Source organism: Thalassospira sp. MIT121401 (genome assembly GCF_047125595.1).
GTDB lineage: Bacteria > Pseudomonadota > Alphaproteobacteria > Rhodospirillales > Thalassospiraceae > Thalassospira > Thalassospira povalilytica.
Genome location: NZ_CP138926.1, coordinates 3,799,763 through 3,819,563 on the forward strand (window position 1 = coordinate 3,799,763; position 19,801 = coordinate 3,819,563).

Genomic DNA, 19,801 nt, shown 5'->3' on the forward strand with positions numbered 1-19,801 from the left:
TCACGCATGGCCCTGCCTATTCTTCTTCCTGCACGGCCTTGAGATAGGCCCGCGTTCCCTGATCGAATTTCGGGATATGTTCGGCAAATTCCGCACGCAGCCAGCTGTGAACCGTGATCGTTGCCACGGGTATGGCCTTATAACCATCAGGCACCCCGCCGGCCCAGTTCAGGGAATAGCCATCAAGCAACATCGCATCGATCCGCCCTTCGCGAAGCATTTCCTTTAACATTTCCGCCCCGCGCGGCACCCGGACAATATTGGCATAGCCTGCAATCAACTTTCTGGGCCAGGTCGCGCCAAGCGGCACGCCCAGAACTTCATTGTCCAAATCATCAAATCCGGTGACCGGGCCTTTGCGCACAATCAGAAGTCCCGGCAATTTCCCAAGGACGACCTCGCCTGGCACGACCGGAATATCAACAAGTTCGGGAAAATCATCCTGCCCGGCAAACACCCCGTCAATCTTACCCGCCCGCAGGGCCGCAACCGCCCGGATCTGTGGCAGTGATGCGGGTTCGACACACAGTCCGGCATCCGCCATCACGCGACGATATTGCGCCATATTTTCCGGGCTGACATGAATTTCGGGCATTGCAATCCGAAGACAGGCATCCTTTGCCTGCACGGACGGGACCAAAAGAACGGACAGGATAAATCCGCGCAAAAGATGCGCGCACAAGCCCCAAGGTCGATGCGACCCATCGCAAATGACGACTGCCATAAATTCCCATTACGGCACCCGATACCGGTATGCCGCCCACTCCGCAATCGGTTTCCATTCCGGATGAAAACCTTGTTTGTCAGACCTTTTTGATCTGTTGTCTGAAACGATACTCAGGATTGCCCGGTTTGCCTATAGGCTTAAGGGAACTTTTGCATCCCGGACGTGCATTTCGCGCTTGACCGGAAACGAGGCCGGTCGCACCATCAGGCCCGCGGTCAGCCGGAATATCGGGCCTCCGCGCCACCTGCTACCAGCCACCACCCGATTTCCCGTCAACATCGCCTGCGCATCAACAAAGGATGCTCACGCCCCGTTTTAAGTGCATCACAAATGAAACCAGGGGATATCGCCCGCTATCTGTTCCTTGCCGTCGTGTGGGGACTTTCGTTTCTTGTCGTCGTAAAGGTTGTTGATGCCTTTGGCTGGGTCGGGGCGGTAACATTCCGCGCCCTGATTGCGGCCGGGTCGCTTTACCTGGTTGCCAGGCTTTGCCGTCGCAAACTTGATTTCAGCGCGGGCTGGCGGCCCTTTGCCATTGTCGGAGCGACCACCGTTGCCGGACAGCTGATCGGGTTGTCCTATGCAGCACCACGCATCGGAACGGCGATGACGGCGATATTTGTCGCGGCCATCCCGCTTTTTTCCATGATCATCAGCCAGTTCTGGGGCATTGAACGCGCAAGCAAACAAGGCTTCGCCGGTCTGGCACTTGGCATTGGCGGGATTGTGCTTCTGGTCGGGTTTCCCGCGGTTGCCGTCACACCGGAATTTGTCCTTGGCTGCGTGGCATCGATCCTGTCGGCCCTTTGCGCGGCCTTTGGCAGCAATTATGCCAGCCGTCATTTGCGCCAAAGCGGCAACTGGGAAACCACAATCGGTGCGTTTCTGTTTGGCGGGATCGTGACCTTGCCGATGATCTTTGCCGTGCCGCTTGAACGCATTCCGGTTGCCATGGACTATTTGTATCTGATCATTGCCGCCTGTTTGATGAGTGTTTGCACCTATATCGTTTATTTCCGGCTGGTGGCATCAATCGGTCCGACCCGCGCGATCAGTGTCGAATTTCTGGTTACCGTGATTGCGGTGCTGATCGGTGCGACAGCATTGGGCGAAAGGCTTTCGGCCATGCAGCTTGTCGGCGGGATCACGATCATGGCGGGATGTGCGCTTGTTCTTAATCTTGTGCCGGCCTGGATGCGGCCGCGGCCAAGCATTCCTGAAATCCCCTGAGCCAACGCAAAGACAGCAGCCGGGGAACAAGCTACCCTGTCGGAAGTTACACAGTGTAGTCTTCTTTGATCACGGAAAGCATTGCATGCCCTTTGACCTTGGTCAGCAGTCGCTCGGCGTTATTGTCGCGACCTTTACGGTCTGCACATTGATCATCATTTTTGCCGGTACCAGACTGGCCAGCATTGCCGTCAAACTGGCTGAACGCACCGGCATGGGACAAATCATCGCCGGCGCCCTGTTTGTCGGCATGTCGACCAGCCTGCCGGGCAGCGTGTTATCTGTGACCACCGCCTGGCAGGGGCATACCGATCTTGCGATTGGCAATGCGCTTGGCGGGATTGCTGCCCAGACGACGTTTCTGGCGATTGCCGATCTGTTTTATCGCAAAGGCAATCTTGAACATGCCGCGGCCAGCGCCACCGGCCTTGCCCAGACCACCCTTTTGCTCAGCATGCTGTCCTTGCCGCTGCTGGCCTATGCCGGGCCGGACTGGATGATTTTTCACATTCACCCGGCATCCATCCTGCTTCTGGTGATCTATCCGCTTGGCCTTAATCTTTTATCGGCGATCCGTGATGAACCGATGTGGCTTCCCAAGAAAACCGATCTGACCGAAGAAGACGCCAAACATGACACCGCCGATACCCACCCCGAAAGCACCGCGCGCCTGTGGGGCGAATTCCTTGCCTTTGCGCTTGTGACAGCGATTGCCGGCCACATTATCGGTCAGGCCGGCCTTGCGATTGTTGCCGTGACAGATATCAGCGAAACCGCTGTTGGCACCTTCCTGACCGCGATTTCAACGTCCTTCCCGGAATTTGTCTCTGCAATTGCGGCGGTACGCATGGGGGCTGTCAATCTGGCGGTTGGGGACATTATTGGCGGCAACGCCTTTGACGTGCTGTTTCTGGCGGCATCTGACATCGCCTATCGCGAAGGATCAATCTATGCCGCCTTTAGCCAACAGCACGTCTTTACCATCGCACTGGTCATATTGATGAGTGGGGTGTTGCTGTTGGGGATGCTCAACCGTGAACGGCGCGGCATTGCCAATATCGGCTGGGAAAGCTTTGTGGTTCTGGCCCTTTACGGGGCGTCGGCATTTTATCTTGCCAGCTGAAGCCGGTCACCCAGCGACAATAATGCCGCCTGCCCGGCCCCAAACCTTACAGGACTTCCTTGACCTTGGTGGCCAGATCCTTGAGCGAGAAGGGCTTGGGCAGGAAGTGAACACCGTTTTCTTCGTCCAGCTCGTCGCGATAGGTATCTTCGGCGTAACCGGAAATGAAGATGACTTTGAGTTCGGGTTTCTTTTCGCGCAGCATGCGGACAAGTGTCGGGCCATCGATGCCCGGCATCACGACATCGGAAATCACCAGATCAATCGTCTTGTCGGTATTATTCAGGACCTCAAGCGCGTTGTCGCCGTTATTGGCTTCAAGCACGTCATAGCCCTTGCTGCGCAGGGCGCGCGCGCCGAATGTGCGCACGGCATCCTCATCCTCGACCAGAAGGATCGCACCGGTTCCGGTCAGATCGCGTGACGGGGCTTCTTCGGTGACGGCCTGGGTTTCGGCAAGCTCCTGTTCGGTTGCCTCATAGCGCGGCAGATAGATGGTAAAGGTCGTGCCTTTGCCTTCTTCGCTGTTGACCGCGATAAAGCCGCCGGTCTGTTTGACGATGCCATAAACGGTCGAAAGACCAAGACCCGTTCCCTCGCCGCGTTGCTTGGTCGAGAAGAAGGGTTCGAAAATCCGCGTCAGATTGTCCTTGGGGATACCGATGCCGGTATCGGTGACCTTGATGCCGATATAGTCGCCCGGCGGGATGATTTCAGTGCCGGTTGCGGTCGGTTCATCAACAATTTCGCTGCTGGTCTGAACCGTCAAAGTCCCGCCTTCGCCGGCCATGGCATCGCGCGCATTGACGACAAGGTTAATGATCACCTGATCAAGCTGGCCCGGATCGACCTTGACCAACCCGATATCGCGCCCGTGACTGACCTTGAGATCGATCTTCTCGCCGATCAGGCGGCGCAGCAGGTTCGACATTTCAGCCAGTGCATCGGTGATATTGATGATTTTCGGCTGAAGGGTCTGACGACGCGAGAACGCCAAAAGCTGCCGGACAAGGTTGGCAGCACGATTGGCATTCTGTTTGATCTGCATGATGTCGGCAAAGCTCGGATCACCCGGCCCGTGGCGCGACAACAACAGATCACAGAACCCGATCATCGCCGTCAGAAGGTTGTTGAAATCATGCGCCACCCCGCCGGCAAGCTGACCGACAGCCTGCATTTTCTGGGACTGGGCAAATTGTTCCTCAAGATTCTTCTGTTCGGTCGTATCAAGGAAGTTCAGAAGCAGCGCGCCTGCTTCGCCCGAACGACCCGCAACCCGTTGCAGATAAATCTGGGCCGCAACACCGCGCGCGCCCGCAAGACGGGCTTCGATCTGACCGCCCTTGCCCATGCCCATCACGGCCTTGGACAGATAACGCGCCACTTCGTCGCGGTCTTCGGGAACAATCAGTTCAAGGATCGAACGTCCGACCACATTGGCATGGTTCTGCCCGGCGGTTTCGATAAAGGCGCGGTTGGCGTCGGTAACCGTGCCCGACATGTCGGCCAGAACAATCGAAAGCGGGCTTTCATCAAAGAACCAGCGCACCCGGCGTTCGGTTTCGGCCAGCGCATGTTCCCATTCATGAGCGGGCATCGGATCAGGGAAGATCACGGCCTGACTGCGGACCGGACCAGTGCCCGGCGCATTGATCGAATGGGTGACAAAGCACCGGATCGGTTCGCCCCCGGCAACCTTGAATTTGACCTCGCCATTGATACCGTCACCAACGATAAGGTCGGCCAGTTCCACGGTGCCGTTATTGAAGTCTTCGGGTTCACCGCCAAGCCAGCTTGCCAGACGGCGGTTGAGATAAAGAATACGGCCTTCTTCATCAAGGCCACAGACCCCGACCGGCAGCCGTTCGATCATCTGATCGGCATGTTCAAAGCCGCCAGCGGCCGCCGAAACCGGAAGATTGGCAACAAGGTCGGGTGCCACCGGTGCCGAAAGCGCGAATGCAGACGGGCTTTCACCCGATGGCAACAACATCGATGCATCGGCATCCGCCATTACGGACGGATCAACACCGTCAACAGTCCATAACATCTGACCGGCACGTGCATTGGCCTCGGCCACGGAAATGCGCAAACAGGTTGCCCGGGATGATGTTTTATCATCCGAAGCCGCGTCATCACCGGGGGCGGGATTTTCGGCCCCGTCAGTTGCCGGGGCTTGCATTTCACCATCGGGCTGGTTTGCAAATTTTTCAGAACGCGACAGATCGACAAACATCTGCCCGCCTTCACCGCGCATCGCACGGGTGCGCAATTCGGCCAGTTCGTCACTGCCAATGCCAAGGAAAGACAGGCGCGCTTCAAGCGCGGACAACATGTCCGATCCCGGCTCGATACCCAGTTTTCTTGAAAAGGCCGGGTTGGCATAGATCGTCCGGCCATAGGCATCAATTAGCGCAACGCCGATATCGGATTTGCCAAGACCGGCGATCAGCGGCCCAAGTTCGGAATGCCCGCCATTACGCCAGCGCGCCGACAGTGAAAGGGCTGCGACGGCAATAATTGCCACACCGGTGACCATTGCACCGATGATCCACATTAAACGCGCATCAAGGCCCGCCTTTGCCAGAACATCCATCAGGACAAAGACAAACGCAACGAATGCGACACTTACAGCAAGGATGAGCCCCCGAAACAGCACGCGACCGCCTTTAACGACAATAACTTATCAATATAGTCTATACTTTTAGCTGGTTATCACGCGACTGGCTACCGACAAGTTTTGTCCCCCGCATCGAGCGGGTTTTGTACCGGGTCGACCATAAAAGACACCCTGTGCGGACTGCCATCGGCAAAAAGGCAGGAACCGTTTCCGGCCCTGCCTTTTGTTCAGATTGTTCGGCAAACAGGCTGTTTCAAGCCCGGCCAGATCATGCGCCTAGCGGGCCAGACGTTTGATCTGTGCCTCGTCAAGTGTGGTGCCATCGAATTCAACGCTGACATTGCCATCCCCGACATTTCGCACAATTGCCCGAACCGGCCCCGGAATCCCGGGAAGATCAAGTTCGATCCTGCTGCTTTTGGCGAAGTTTTCATCGGTATGGAGCAACGCCCCCTTTTCCGAGACGTTTTCAAGACGCACACGGCAAGAATTGCTGCCTTGGCGTACCGCGACCTCGATCGCGGTGCGATGGCGTTTTGATCGGCGGCGATCGACATCGGATGTCGATGTACGAACGACTTCGACCAGAACAAGCCGCAAGTCACGTACAGCCCCGGCAACCTGATCGGCAAGAGTTCCGACCTCGGCGGCCATTCGGCCGGTTTCCGATGCCTCGCTTGAAACTTCACTGATGCGCAGGGAAACTTCGCGCGACGCGGCGGCCGTTTCGCTGACATTGCGGGCAATTTCACCCGTGGCAGCACTTTGTTCTTCGACCGCGGCGGCGATTGCTGTCGATACTTCGTCCATTTCGTGGATTTTTTCGGCAATCGTTGCCACCGCATGCACCGCAGAATCGGTGACCGACTGAATTTCCGCGATCTGACGGGTGATTTCATCGGTTGACCGGCTGGTCTGGGTCGCCAGATTTTTAACTTCCTGGGCCACCACGGCAAAGCCCTTGCCCGCATCCCCGGCGCGCGCGGCCTCAATCGTGGCATTAAGAGCCAGCAGGTTGGTCTGTTCAGCGATTCCGGAAATAAGTTCGACCACCTCGCCAATGCCACGCACGCTTTCGGCCAGTTGGGAAACCGTGCTTTCGGTTGATCGGCTTGCCTCGACGGCGTCTTCGCTGACACGGTTGGCGCGCGCGATCTGGCTGTTGATTTCACCCAGTGATGAATTGAGCTCCTCGCCCGCGCCGGCGACGGCTTCGACCGTTGCCAGTGCCTGGGTTGAGGCCGACGCCACGGTTTCGGAATTGCCCTGCACCAGATCGGCAGAAGTCGACATGCGCTGTGCCGCATCGGCCAGTTCGTTGGTCTGACCCGAAATGGTATCGACAACGCGACGGGTTTCGCTTTCGACGCGTTCAGCCATCTGCATCAGGGATTTCTGACGCTGTTTTTCGGCTTCTTTCCGGTCGGCTTCCTGCTGATCGCGCATCTTGATGTTATTCACGCCGGTCTCGCGGAAGATATGCATCACCCGCACAAGATCGCCGATTTCATCACCGCGGTCGGATTTCTGAAGTTTCAGGTCGTAATTGCCATCGGCAAGCTTGGCCAGAATGCCGACACTTTCGGCGACCGGCTTGGAAATCCGGCGATGCATCACCCAGGCAATCAGCGCACAGATCACGATCGATGCAATCGTCACCCCGGTCGTCAGCCAGAAGATCGACTGGACGCTTTCATCCAGGGCCACCAGCTTGTCGACCAGTTCGGTCTCGACCGAAATCGCATAGGCATCGGTGTTTTCGACTGCCACTTCCAGGGCTGCGGCAAGTTTTGCCGCTTCGGCGTCGAAATTCGCCATCATCTTGTTGCCGACTTCCGGGCCGCCATCAATGTAGCCTTGCGCCATTTTCTTGCCTGCGGCGTAATATGCCGGGAAGGCAGCATCGACGGCCTTAAGCGAACTCAGAAGTTCGGACTGCCCCAGTTTGCCGGCAAGCGACTTTGCGGTCGCAAGGTTTTCACCCAATCCCTTTGCCGCGGCCTCGGCTTCGTCAAAGCCGTCATTCAGCCCATCAAGTCCGCGTGTGGCCGAAATATCGGTCAGCCATTGCTGAACCTGGATCACATTATAACGCGCACCTTCGATGCTTTTGATCAGGCGCGGAATATCGGTACTGGCGACAACCCCGATTTCGGCGGCTTCGTGCGTTGCCTTGCTGCCATCCGAGTTCACCACCCCTATACCGACAGCGACCACGATCAGCATGACCACAATGATCGCGTTCGACAGGGCAATTTGCCCGGCAATCCTTAATTTCATGAAATAATCCCCGTTAATCCCATTGCTGCCCCTGCACAGAAGGACAGCACCCTTTGCCATTCGTATAGTATCTGTACGAAACAAAGGGAACTCTATTTTTCAAACTACACCGCTGATCTGCCAACCGGGTTGATCTGGATCGTCGCGGACTGGAATTTCAAACGACTTTTCTAGGGGAAAAAGATGACAGGCAGCTGAAAGAAACCGGCAGCACGCCGGTCGCCCGGATGGCCTTAGCCCAGCTTCTTGCCTTTTTGGCGGAACACGAACGAAATGATTTCGGCCACCGCCTTGTAATGTTCAGGCGGGATTTCCTGATCGACCTCGACGGTTGCAAACAGGGCACGCGCCACCGGCGGGTTTTCCATGATGGTGATGTTGTGTTCTTCGGCAACCTCGCGGATTTTAAGCGCGATATTGTCCTGGCCCTTGGCGACACAGACCGGGGCGGCCATCGCACCGACATCATATTGAAGTGCCACCGCATAGTGCGTCGGGTTGGTGATCACGACGTCGGCCTTGGGAACGTTTGACATCATGCGCTGCTGGGCGCGTTCCATCCTGATCTGGCGGACCTTTGCCTTGATTTCCGGGCTGCCTTCGGTCTGTTTGTATTCGTCCTTGATCTCCTGCTTGGACATTTTCATCTGTTTGTTGAACTCGTATCGCTGATAGGCGAAATCGAGCCCGGCAATCACCGCCGTCAGTGAAATCGTCGCGATCAGCAGGATCACGATCATGTCGTAAAGCCGTTCAAGGGTCAGCCCCAATGACATCTGGGGATAGAGTTCGATATCAAGCATTTCTGGCATGATGACCAATGCCAGAACCACCCCGACCAGAACGATCTTGCTGACATTCTTGGCAAATTCGACCAGCGTCTTGAGAGAAAACTGGTTTTTCAGCCCGTTCAGGGGATTGAGCTTGTCGGGTTTGGGTTCGATACGTTCAACCGCAACAACGATGCCGTTTTGCACCAGATGCCCGGCCGCGGCAAAAAACACCAGCAGCACAAACGGAATGCCCAGCACCCAGAGCATACCGATAATGATATCCTTGAACAAAAGAGGCAGCCCGGCATCGGACACATCATACATGTGCGGATGTTCGATAAAGCCGACAGCAAGATCACGGACACTTTCGGCCATGGTCGGGCCCATCATCACCGTAACCAGACCACCACCAAACAACAGCATGAAGTTGCCGACTTCCTTGGAAACCGGCACCTGACCCTTTTTTCGGGCATCCTCAAGCTTTTTACTTGTGGGGTCTTCTGTCTTTTGGCTGTCGTCTTCTTCTGCCATTGGCTAACCCGTGCTTGGCGGACAGTCGCGCTTTGCTGCGCGGCACCGCCCTAGGGATTGAGAAACGCCTCAAGCCCGTTCTCGAAATAACCGAGATAGACCATCATCATGGATGGCAGGGCCAAGGTCAACAGAAGCAAGGCCAGCGCGATCTGAATCGGCATGGCCACAAAGAATACCGGCAATTGCGGCATCAGCTTGTTCAACAAACCGAGCGCAATCTGCAAGCAGATCGCCACAATCAGAAACGGCGCGGATAACTGGGCGGCGATGATGAAGCTGTCATTGAGCGCATTGGCGAAAAATTCGCTCATATCCCCGACCGGCAGCACCCCGCCCGGCGGAAACAGTGAATAGCTTTCAAAAACCGCCTGGATCATCAGATGATCCATCCCGGTCGCAAACAGCAAAACCAGCCCGACCTGCATCAGGAAATTGCCGGTTACCGCACTTTGCGCCCCCGATAATGGATCGGCGGTAAAGGCGTTTGCCATTGATGACAAATAGGCAATGATCGACCCGGCAGTCTGAAGCCCGGCCATCATGACCTGACCAAACAGGCCAAAGAACAGGCCAACCGTAACCTCATAACCGATAAACAGCAAAAGCGACGGCGCATCGGCCGGTTGCGGCGGGAAAAGCGGCCCTGCCAGCGGCGAGATGACCACCGCAACCCAAAAGGCAAAAATCAGCCGTGCGCGCGCCGGAACCGTGCGTGCCCCGATGCCCGGCATAAAGGCAAAGGCCGCCCCGACCCTGGCAAATGCCATCAGGACAACATAGACATTAAGAGTAAGAAGCTCCTGAAGATCCATATGTCTTCGACCGCCTTACATCAACGCGTCAGCCCGGCGTTTCGCCGCTAATTGGGCAGGCCAATGAAATGGTCCACCATACGCCCCATGAATTCGGTCATTTCCGTAATCATCCAGGGCAGCAACACCAGAAGTGCAATGAAAATCACAAGGATTTTCGGAACGAAGGTCAGGGTCATTTCCTGAATCTGTGTCAGGGCCTGAAACAGCGCGATGATCAGACCAACCCCAAGCGCAATCAACATCAGCGGTGTGGTCACCTTCAGCAGCGTCCATACTGCATCATAGGCCACATCCATGATTTCAGCTTGATCCATTGGTCTTCCCGCCTTCACATTCACGCAGTACCTTGAAGTACCACTGTTATTCATACAGGATTTGGCAAGGCCATTGCCATGATTTCCTGATCGGCAAACCGGTATCGGCAAACAAAAAACCGCACGAATGACGTGCGGTTTCGTTATCAGGCCGGGATCACAGGGATCAGACCGGCATGTTCAGGATGCTCTGATATGCTTCCACAGCCTTGTCACGGACCGAGACCACCGTGCGCAGGGTGACTTCGGCGGCCGAAACGGCGGTCACCACTTCATGAAGTTCCGCATCCCCGGTAACCGCCTTCTGGGTCATCTGTTCGCTATTGACCATGGTTGCGTGGGCATCATGTGCCGCACCGCGTACCATGTCGGCAAAACTTTCCCCCGGGTTCACCTTCGTGCCGGTGCCGGTTACGGTTTCCGCAACGGTATTGGTCTTGCCCGCAGCCGCATTGCGGTAGGCAGAAATGGCATCGTTGAAGCTGGAGACCATGGGTATCAATCCTTAAACTTCTTCAGTCCTGCTTGATATCGCGTGCTTACTGCAGAATATCAAGGGTCTTGAGCAACATGCTGCGCGATGACTGGATCACATTGAGGTTGGCCTCATAAGACCGCTGGGCTTCGCGCATATCCATCATTTCGACAAGCGTTTCAACATTCGGGGTCTGAACATAGCCCTGATCGTTGGCTGCCGGATGGCTTGGTTCGTATTTCATACCAAAATCGGAACGGTCTGGCATTACCTTATTGACCTTGACCATTTCAACACCGACTTCGCGGTCCATGACATTCTTGAACGTCAGAAGCTTGCGGCGGTACGGGTCCTGGCCCGGTGCGGTCGGAAGGCTGTCGGCGTTGGCAACGTTTTCCGCGGCAATGCGCAGACGGGTACCCTGGGCACGCATGCCAGCAGCAGAGATTTTGAAAGCCTTGTAAAGTTCCATGTTTCTAACTCTCTATGCTTGGATTACACGCGGCCAAGGGCCGAAATGAACATTGATTTCTGTTTGGCATACAGACGGGTCATGGTCTGATAATCGACCTGGTTCTCGTTCATCTTGACCATCTGTTCTTCAAGGATGACGGCGTTTTTGCCCGGTGCGACTTCGTAGTTCTTGCGCACTTCCTCGTCCTTGAAGTTCTGCGGTTTGTTCAGACCCTGGCTGTGGCCCGGCGTGGTCGCCTGCATGGCCAGAATGAACTGGCGGTCACGGCCGATATTGTCCGGATCGAATTTCTTGAGATCATTGGCGCGGTAGTTCGGCGTATCGGAGTTGGCGATATTCTGCGCAATGACTTCCTGGCGCTGGGTGAGCCAGTCCATCTTTTCCTTGAGATTGGCGAACATGCCAAGTTTGCCGATATCCATTTCCTGCTCCTTGTCTGCGCTTTCGAGTATTGATCGCGCGGGTAAAGCCGACGTTAACGCCATCGCCCTGATCGGGGCCCGATCGCCCGGACGGTTGATTTTGCCGCCCCTGATGATCCTGCCAAATGAAATGCATGAAGCGTGCCAAAGAATGAAAGAGCTTTGAAATCCCCCGGATTGCGGGCAATTGACGGCGGGTACTAGACCCCGCGTTTGAAAGCAGGCATATTGTGACCGATCTGGCAAATTGAGGTTGCCATCTATCGAAACCGGGACACTGTATGCTCTATCTCACACGAAAAGTCGGCGACTCCGTTGTCATTGACGACAATATCGAAGTCACCGTCGTTGAGGTCCGTGGCAAGACCGTCAAGCTTGGCTTTACTTTCCCCGAAGATGTTCAGGTTCTTCGACGCGAACTTTATGACCGTATTCAGGAAGAAAACCGTTCGGCTGCGGTCAGCGAAGACATCATCCGCCATCTCGGAGGATCAAACAGTCCTGCCAAGGGCAGCAGCGACAAGGAATCAGATACCGACGAGAATGTTGGTAACAGCTGATTAATCCACGCAATGCCGGGATGTCCGGCGCGCAAGACAAACATATCGCCTGATTTCAGGCACCGTCATCTTCCAGGCAGGTAGCCCGGATATTGACCTTCATCTCGCTCTCACTTGGCATTTATCACTGATTTTGTTGTGGCTGGCGATCTGCTGTGCCGACAACGATTTGTTGACCATCTTTGATCTATGGTCGACGCTTGATCATGACAGCCAGGCACCTGTGTCCTGAATAGAAGGGCCTTATGAGCGGGAAAAAGCCCACCTATGACATTACCGATACACCGGCAAGCAAGACGGAAAATCTTGCCGCACCGGGCGAGGACGGCCAGAAGGCCGTCGCACTTCGGTATGCCCATGGGCGTGACAATGCCCCCATATTAAGTGCCAAGGGCGAAGGCAGCGTTGCGGAACAGATCTTGCAAGTCGCCTTTGCCAACGGGATCAAGGTCCGCAAAGATACGGATCTGACGGAAATTCTGATGGCCGTGGATGTCGACAGCGAAATCCCGCTGGAGGCCTTTGCCGCGGTCGCGGAAATTCTGAACTATATTTACCGGATCAACCGCATTTACGGTGGTTCGTCACGCAGCCAGACCGAGCCGAAAGACGAGGTCGCGGCAACGACATCATTTGATCGCAACGGGGAAGGCCAATCATGAGCCCTGAACAATTCAAGCCCGATCAGTTCAAGAAAGATCTCAAGCGCGTTCTGTCCCTGATCCGGACCGGGCAGCGTTATCTGGAAGACGGCAAGGTTGTCGAACTTTCGGCCCTTGAACACCGGATTGCCGATCTGTGTGATCAGGCCCGCGCGATGGGAACCGAGCAACGCCGTGAAATTGCCCCGTTGCTGGCGGCTCTGACCGATGAACTGGGCCAGCTCGAAAGCAACATGCAGCAGGAATATTCCGATATTCAACGTCAGCTGCGCGGCATCAGCAATACCGCACAGGCAACAAATGCCTATGCACAGGCTGCACGCACGAAATAACCGCTATCAGGCCGCGAAAAGTCCGCCAAAGGACTGATTTCAAACGGCCCGGCCAAGCCATTTGTGCCGATGGCAACTTGCCTGCGTGCAAGGGGCACGGTAAACAGAATGATCAAAGGCAGCCAATGGTCATGATATGGCCCGGCTGTCGGGCCTGATGGCCTTTACAGGGTGTTGACGGGGAAAGATACCTGATGGAATTAAGCGCCTATTACCGGTTTGTTGCCGCCCTGGTGTTTGTGCTGGGGATCATCGGTATATTCGCGCTGGTGGCGCGGCGCATCATCCCCGGTGCGCGTAACATCAACCGGCGCGGGGCAAAGCGCCGACTTTCGGTGGTCGAAGTTGTTCCCGTTGATACCAAGAGACGACTGGTTCTGTTGCGGCGTGATGACACCGAACATCTGGTGATGCTTGGCCCGCAGGGCGATACCGTGATTGAACGCAATATCGGCACACATTTTGTCGATCTGATTGATAGCGACATAGCCGCCGATCACACCACCGACAGCAACAGCACACAGGATTCCGATCCCAACGACAGGAAAAACCCTGCATGAGCCGCACCGAGCAACATTCCCCGTCAACCCCCGCCCCGCGTCCGGCCAAAACCGGATGGCGCGCGCCGCGCTGGTTGACGTTATGTGCGATCTGGTCACTGATCCCCATGATCGCATTGCTTGCCGGTGGCGACACGGTTCAGGCCCAGACATTCAATTTTGATCTGGGCGATGGACCGGGGGTTACATCCTCCGGGCGCTTGATCCAGCTGATCGGCCTGATCACGGTTCTGAGCATCGCCCCGGCCATCCTGATGATGGTGACGTCCTTTACCCGTATCATCGTGGTCCTGAGTTTGCTCAGAACGGCATTGGGTATTCAGCAATCCCCGCCCAACCAGGTTCTGATCAGTCTGGCGATGTTTTTGACCCTGTTCATCATGATGCCGACCCTTGAACGCGTCTGGGACGAGGGGCTGGAACCGATGATCAATGGCAATATCGACGAATTCGAAGGGTTCGAACGTTCCGTCAAACCGGTTCATGATTTCATGATGACGCAGGTTCGCGAACGCGATCTTCAGCTGTTTGTCAATCTGGCCGGGGTTGAAGTCACGACACCCGAAACCATTCCGTTGCGGTCGCTGATCCCGGCCTTCATGATCAGTGAATTGCGTCGCGCCTTTGAAATCGGCTTCCTGTTATTCATTCCGTTCCTGATCATCGACATGGTGGTGGCGAGTATCCTGATGTCGATGGGCATGATGATGTTGCCCCCGGTCATCATTTCCCTGCCCTTCAAGCTGATTTTCTTTGTGATGGTTGATGGCTGGTATCTGATTGCCGGATCGCTGGTCGAAAGTTTCGGCCGTTAGCGGGCGCATAGCCCCTGCCAACCACAGACAAGACACCGGAATTATAAAAGCCGCCAAGCACAAGCTGGCGGCTTTTTTGCGGGCTTTGCCCATTGGTTCCCTAGACTCAGGCACTCCGGCTTTTGCCAGATGGCGGTGCGCACAATGTCAGTGTGCGAAACCTGTCAGGACCGCCGTTTTGCAGCCTTGAACACATCCTGTTCAAGCGGCTTCAGGCCAAAGCTGCCCCGGCGCGGCCCCGGGTTGTCGGCAACAAACTTTTCGGCGATCTGGCGTTCGCGTTCGGTCATGCGGGCATGAATCGCGCCCATTTCACGCTGGGCCTGGCTGCCTTCGGTCGGTGAGGACATGCGCAGCCAGTAATAAGCCAGAATATTATCCTGCTCGACACCGCTTCCGATCGCATAAAGCCGACCAAGTGCGGCCTGACCATTCGACGATCCCTTACGCGCGGCACGTTCATACCAGCTTGCAGATCGCGCCATATCAACCGGCACACCAAGGCCATGTTCATACATGACCCCGATCAGGTGATAACCGCCCGGATGGCCAAGTTCTGCAAGATCCATGGCAAGATCAAGCGCACTGGCATAATCGGGTTCGCGATGCGGCACCCCAAAGATCAGGATTTGCGTCATCTGATATTTCGCAGATGCATCGCCCTGATCACAGGCATTCATCAACATCGTCCAGCCCCGGTTGAACAGTTTCAGTTCCGGGGAATGACAGAAATACATCGCAAGATTGGCCTGCGCATAGGCATCGCCTTCGCTTGCGGCCAGTTCAAACCAGCTGATGCTTTCGGCAATATTGCGTTCCGCACCAAGCCCGACCCCCAGCGCATAGCCAAGGGCGGATGCGGCTTCAATGCTGCCGGCACGGGCGGCACGCATGTTGAATTCAAATGACTTGGCCGGATCACGGTTCACACCGCGCCCTTCAAGATAAAGATAGGCAAGAACACTGGCCGCGGACGGATCGTTCAGATCGCTTGCGCGCTCGAAATATTCGATGGCCTTTTCATCATCCTGGGCAACGCCCCAGCCATTGAGATAGCAAACACCAAGATTATAAAGGGCTGCAACCGATCCGTATTCGATGGCTTCTTCGAACCAGTGCGCGGCGGTCTCGGCATTTTCCTGAACACCAAGGCCCTTGGCATAGAGATAGCCAAGATTGTTGGCCGAAATCGGTTCGCCCGATGATGCTTCTTCGTGGAACCAGTAAGCCGCTTCGCGGTACCATTGCTGGCCTTCGCCAAGGTCTTCGGAAACCCCGAGTCCCTTGCTGCGCATATAGCCATAGCAAACGGCGGCAAACGCACGGCTTTGACGGTGAATCTGGTCAAGAATACGACGGGTCGCGGACTCGTCACGCGGCATGCCATCGCCCTGAAAATGCTTTTGGGCAAGCGAAAGCTGCGCGAAAATGTCCTTTTCGACATTCGCCTCATCGTAATAGACCATTTTAAGAGCACGATCCATCACAGCACGACACTCGCAATCACACGTTCAAACCAGCAGAAAACGGGCGCAAACTCCACAGTTTGGCGAAGCTCACCCACGTTACAGATTTATCGAACGTTAATTTATAGCACTAAGCTGCGACTTTTCCAACTGATCGCGATAGGTCGCAAGGAAGCCCTGGAAGTTTTCGACCTCATCCACCTTGTCGGCAAGGGTGCGATAGTCAATCAACCCCTGCGTTGGTGATGACGTAATCAGGTTGAATGCCTCGGCAAACGGGCTTTGTGCCATGCCTTCGCCATAGCGGCGTTTAAGCATGTTAAGCGTGCGTTCCTGCCCCGCCATGGCAAGGTTGACCGCCCAGTTCAAAAGATAGCGCGCCCGTTCGTCATTGATTTCGCCGGTCGGACTTTTTTCATCATCGCCCACCAGACGCTGGAAGGTTTCGGCCGCCGACATATAGTCACGGGTCTGGCGGTAATAATCAACGCGGAGCAATTCCGCATTCTTGGAAAAATCACCGTCAAGCGATGCGATGGCCTCTGCCCCGCGATCGGTATCAAGCAAGGCACGCGCCTTAAGATGGCGGCGCTGGGTTGCCAGTTCTTCGGATATCGCCGGATCGTCGGTGTTATCAATGACGCGAATGGTTTCTTCGGGTTTGCTATCAAGCAGATAGACAAGACCAAGGCGCGCGCCCACCCGGGCCTTTTCCACCCCCTGAAGGCGGAAATCGACCTGATGTTCCAGAAGGCTTTCGGCGCGTTCAAACAGTTCGACATCCACCATGCGATCGGCAAGACGCCGGATCAGTTCATCGCCCTTGTCACCGGCCGGGGTCAGTTCACGGAACTCGTCATACAGGGCAACCGCCTTGATCGCCGAGATATTGTTGATGTCTTCGCCAAGGTACAGATTTTCAAACGTCTTGTGCATCAGGTCGGTGGCCTCGGCCGCGACCGGCTTGTTCGGGAAGAAGATCGCCACCTGACGAAGCGTATTCAGCCCGTCGCGGAAATCCTTGTTCTCGATCTGAAGTTCGCCAATCCGTTTAAGCAACGCCATTTCGAACCCGTCACCACGCCATGCAAAACGCAGTTGCTGAAGCTGTTCAATCGCGTCTTCCACCGTCAGGCGCTGCAAGCGCATCAGCAATTCCGTGCGGTCAAAGATCGCATGGGCGCGGGCTTTGCGGTTGTCGCCTTCGGCCACCTGGTCCCAGGTTGCGACCGCCTGTTCAAGTTCGCCGGCTTCTTCTTCGAAGAACCCTTTGAGATACTGCACATCCATGATTTTGGATTCTGACAGCCCGTCGGTCACCAGCATCTTTTCGATCAGATCCATACCCGCATCCGGGTTGCCGACAATAAGCGCCTGTTCAGTCGCAAGCGGTCCCAGCCGCGACAGCAATTCCGGCGGATAGAAATCAAGAATATGGAAACTTTCAAGCAGGTCACGCGCCCCTTCGTTGGGACGACCAAGGGCCGCAAGGGTCACCGCCCGCCACAGCTTCATTTCCGGAATGGCACGCAGGCGTTCGTCTTCAAGCAACCGGGCGGCCTCGGCATAATCCCGATCCAGGAACTTGACCGCGGCCTTAAGGGCGCGGAACTGCAATTTCTGGGCAATCAGTGGATCGTCACCTTCCATGGCCGATACAACCGCGTCGGCCTCGGGACCAAGGCCATTGGCCATGTAATACTGCGCCAGATCAAGCCGGGCCTTGTTGCGGTGTTCATCCCCGCTTTCTGCAATTTCACGGCGCAACTTGCGGATCGATTTATTGAAATTGTCAAGTCCACCCCGGCGCCAGGTATCCAGATCAAAGATCAGACCTTCGCGCCCGTCACCCGTACTGGCGCGGACCCCGGTGGCCGATGCCAGCAACCGTGCGCCTTCGGGCGAGATGTTCAAACCATCGGCCGCGGTCACAATAACCGCCTGCCCGTCATCGCGATCGGCAACCTGGACACTTTCATTCATCGGGGCAACGACTACGCCCTGCACCGATGGCAGGACTTCAAATTCCGGATAACGCAGGGCAACTTCAATGCCGTAACCCGATTGCGTGGTGGTCACGACCCGCAAAGTATCGCCGACTTCGGGATCATCGATCGGAATGATCGGTCCGACATCTTCAAGCGGCACAATCAGGCGCGCCCGGGTCTGGTCATCAAGTTCGATCGACGGGCCAAGTTTTTCAACCGGCTGCATGGTGCCCTGTTGCAGGGTCACACGCCAGTCCCCGGTCGGGGTTCGTGTGGTATAAAGGCCAATCCCGTCAGGGATGGTCATGCGCAATACCGTGGCATAGGGGCTGTCGATCTGTTCGATCACGCCGATGATCTGGGCGGCTTCCTGACGGACGGTATCAAGATCAAGATTTGCCCGCACATCAAAGGCCATCCACAGGAACCCGGCGCGCGACCAGACAGCCGCCCCACCCTGCTGCCCGAACGGGAAGCCAAGGGTCATTTCCGTTGTCGTCTGCTCGACCGTTACCGACAGGTCGCCAATGCTTGCCTGTTGTTGTGGTTGGCCATTTGCGCCCGGGGTGGCGGTCTGTGCCGCATCGGCTGCCTGTGCCGCAGGCGTGTCAGGCGTTTCGCCGGTATCTGATGTAGCTGTACCGGTCCCTGTCGCGTTCTCTGAGGCGGTTTGGGTGGCCGGTTGGGGTGCCGGTGCGTTTGGTGCGGCAGGGGCAGCTGGCGCATCCGTCCCGGTCGCCGCATTATTGCCGCGCGTCTGGTTTGTCGGACGCGTCTGTGCCGTTTCTGCCGCCGGGGCGCGCTGCGCACCCATGATATCGACCACAACCTTGTTGCCCGACCGGAAATGGCGCAGTGGGCGGGCCGGATTTGTTTCAATCACAACATCAAGCGGGCTGGTGGCCGCCTGACGGATGCGGACCCCTTCGGGCAGACGGCGTGACAGACCGGTCGCATCAATCCGTGCCGGGGCGTCAAAGGCAATGTTTTGCACCCCCTGATCGCCTTCAAGGGCGTAATCGGTCCGGTTTGGCCAGTCAAATACCAGCCGGTAAAATGTCGGATGGCGGCCGACCCGCACATCAAGAAGGTTCGCCGCCGCATCTGATGCCGCCGGTGCCGTATTTTCGGTCGCAACGGTTTCAACCGGACTGACCGGGGCCGGGGTGATTTGCGGTGTTTGATCGGAACCGGGCCGGGTTGGCGGTGTGGGGGCCGGGGCTGGTGCAGCCTGCGGTTTGTCAAGAATATCGAGTACGACGTTGCTGCCGACATTAAAGGCGCGCACTTCGTAATCGTCACTCAGCACAAAGGCGACGGTCCGGCCATCCGGATCAAAAAAGCCGTCCGAAACATATTTGGAAACCGGGTTCAAAACCCCGCGCAAGGATGCCACAAGCGGTTCGTCGAAACGCACGACAAGCTGGTTGCCGATGATTTCAGCGCTGTAATTGACCGGCTTGTTCCATTGCAGAACAATTCGTCCATAACCGCTATGCAGCCCGGAGCGGATAATAACAGGATCCACTACCTGGGCCATTGCAGGGCGCATTCCGCTAACGGGCAACAACATTGCCGTGGTGGTCGCGACTACAACCGCCAGCAGGACGCGCACGGCAAATTTTGCCAT

Annotated in this window: 18 protein-coding genes; 7 read left to right on the forward strand and 11 right to left on the reverse strand. The window is 56.3% G+C overall.

Annotated features, from left to right (window positions below; translation table 11 throughout):
• Positions 1-16 precede the first annotated feature (16 nt).
• Positions 17-595 carry a substrate-binding periplasmic protein gene (locus tag SIB88_RS17565; protein WP_412558697.1) on the reverse strand — a complete coding sequence of 193 codons (579 nt, stop codon included), beginning with the start codon at positions 593-595 and terminating at the stop codon, positions 17-19.
• Positions 596-1,057: 462 nt separating this feature from the next.
• On the opposite strand from SIB88_RS17565, the gene SIB88_RS17570 reads away from it, so the two are divergent.
• Both SIB88_RS17570 and SIB88_RS17575 read left to right on the forward strand, forming a co-directional pair.
• Positions 1,058-1,957 carry a DMT family transporter gene (locus tag SIB88_RS17570; protein ID WP_228194322.1) on the forward strand — a complete coding sequence of 300 codons (900 nt, stop codon included), beginning with the start codon at positions 1,058-1,060 and terminating at the stop codon, positions 1,955-1,957.
• Positions 1,958-2,042: 85 nt separating this feature from the next.
• Positions 2,043-3,080, forward strand: coding sequence for a sodium:calcium antiporter (locus SIB88_RS17575; protein WP_412558698.1), 1,038 nt, complete (start codon positions 2,043-2,045; stop codon positions 3,078-3,080).
• Between the two features lie 46 nt (positions 3,081-3,126).
• On the opposite strand, the gene SIB88_RS17580 is transcribed toward SIB88_RS17575, so the two are convergent.
• From SIB88_RS17580 to SIB88_RS17615, 8 genes are all read right to left on the reverse strand, one after another.
• Entirely contained in the window at positions 3,127-5,739 is a 2,613-nt protein-coding gene (locus tag SIB88_RS17580; RefSeq protein ID WP_412558699.1) for an ATP-binding protein, read from the reverse strand.
• A gap of 237 nt (positions 5,740-5,976) precedes the next feature.
• Positions 5,977-7,980, reverse strand: a complete 2,004-nt coding sequence (locus SIB88_RS17585) for a methyl-accepting chemotaxis protein (RefSeq protein ID WP_412558700.1) — start codon at positions 7,978-7,980, stop codon at positions 5,977-5,979.
• A 233-nt stretch (positions 7,981-8,213) separates the two neighbouring features.
• Positions 8,214-9,284 (reverse strand): flagellar biosynthesis protein FlhB, encoded by a 1,071-nt coding sequence (gene flhB / locus SIB88_RS17590; protein WP_068517468.1) that lies wholly within the window; start codon positions 9,282-9,284, stop codon positions 8,214-8,216.
• Between the two features lie 50 nt (positions 9,285-9,334).
• Positions 9,335-10,099: a flagellar biosynthetic protein FliR gene (gene fliR / locus SIB88_RS17595; protein ID WP_068517467.1), complete on the reverse strand. Its 765-nt coding sequence runs from the start codon at positions 10,097-10,099 to the stop codon at positions 9,335-9,337.
• A gap of 47 nt (positions 10,100-10,146) precedes the next feature.
• On the reverse strand, positions 10,147-10,416 hold the full coding sequence (gene fliQ / locus SIB88_RS17600; RefSeq protein WP_068517466.1) for a flagellar biosynthesis protein FliQ: 270 nt from the start codon (positions 10,414-10,416) through the stop codon (positions 10,147-10,149).
• A gap of 166 nt (positions 10,417-10,582) precedes the next feature.
• Positions 10,583-10,909, reverse strand: a complete 327-nt coding sequence (gene fliE, locus SIB88_RS17605) for a flagellar hook-basal body complex protein FliE (protein ID WP_341650822.1) — start codon at positions 10,907-10,909, stop codon at positions 10,583-10,585.
• Positions 10,910-10,955: 46 nt separating this feature from the next.
• The gene (gene flgC, locus SIB88_RS17610; RefSeq protein ID WP_044829525.1) at positions 10,956-11,363 is read right to left on the reverse strand and encodes a flagellar basal body rod protein FlgC; all 408 of its coding nucleotides are present in this window, start codon (positions 11,361-11,363) and stop codon (positions 10,956-10,958) included.
• Between the two features lie 23 nt (positions 11,364-11,386).
• Positions 11,387-11,788: a flagellar basal body protein gene (locus SIB88_RS17615; RefSeq protein ID WP_068517464.1), complete on the reverse strand. Its 402-nt coding sequence runs from the start codon at positions 11,786-11,788 to the stop codon at positions 11,387-11,389.
• Positions 11,789-12,069: 281 nt separating this feature from the next.
• Between SIB88_RS17615 and csrA the strand changes: the two genes are divergently transcribed.
• From csrA to fliP, 5 genes are all read left to right on the forward strand, one after another.
• Positions 12,070-12,348: a carbon storage regulator CsrA gene (csrA, locus tag SIB88_RS17620; protein ID WP_068517463.1), complete on the forward strand. Its 279-nt coding sequence runs from the start codon at positions 12,070-12,072 to the stop codon at positions 12,346-12,348.
• 245 nt (positions 12,349-12,593) lie between these two features.
• Positions 12,594-13,010 (forward strand): EscU/YscU/HrcU family type III secretion system export apparatus switch protein, encoded by a 417-nt coding sequence (locus SIB88_RS17625; protein ID WP_114113360.1) that lies wholly within the window; start codon positions 12,594-12,596, stop codon positions 13,008-13,010.
• A complete protein-coding gene (locus SIB88_RS17630) occupies positions 13,007-13,342 on the forward strand; it encodes a hypothetical protein (RefSeq protein WP_068517461.1) in 336 nt (111 codons plus the stop codon). The genes SIB88_RS17625 and SIB88_RS17630 overlap by 4 nt, the downstream gene beginning before the upstream one ends.
• A 194-nt stretch (positions 13,343-13,536) precedes the next feature.
• Positions 13,537-13,902, forward strand: a complete 366-nt coding sequence (locus SIB88_RS17635; protein WP_288348814.1) for a FliO/MopB family protein — start codon at positions 13,537-13,539, stop codon at positions 13,900-13,902.
• A gap of 107 nt (positions 13,903-14,009) precedes the next feature.
• Positions 14,010-14,717 (forward strand): flagellar type III secretion system pore protein FliP, encoded by a 708-nt coding sequence (gene fliP / locus SIB88_RS17640; protein WP_068517636.1) that lies wholly within the window; start codon positions 14,010-14,012, stop codon positions 14,715-14,717.
• 164 nt (positions 14,718-14,881) lie between these two features.
• Here fliP and SIB88_RS17645 read toward each other — a convergent pair whose 3' ends face one another.
• Positions 14,882-16,201, reverse strand: a complete 1,320-nt coding sequence (locus SIB88_RS17645) for an SEL1-like repeat protein (RefSeq protein WP_068517459.1) — start codon at positions 16,199-16,201, stop codon at positions 14,882-14,884.
• Positions 16,202-16,300: 99 nt separating this feature from the next.
• Positions 16,301-19,801, reverse strand: coding sequence for a tetratricopeptide repeat protein (locus SIB88_RS17650; protein ID WP_412558701.1), 3,501 nt, complete (start codon positions 19,799-19,801; stop codon positions 16,301-16,303).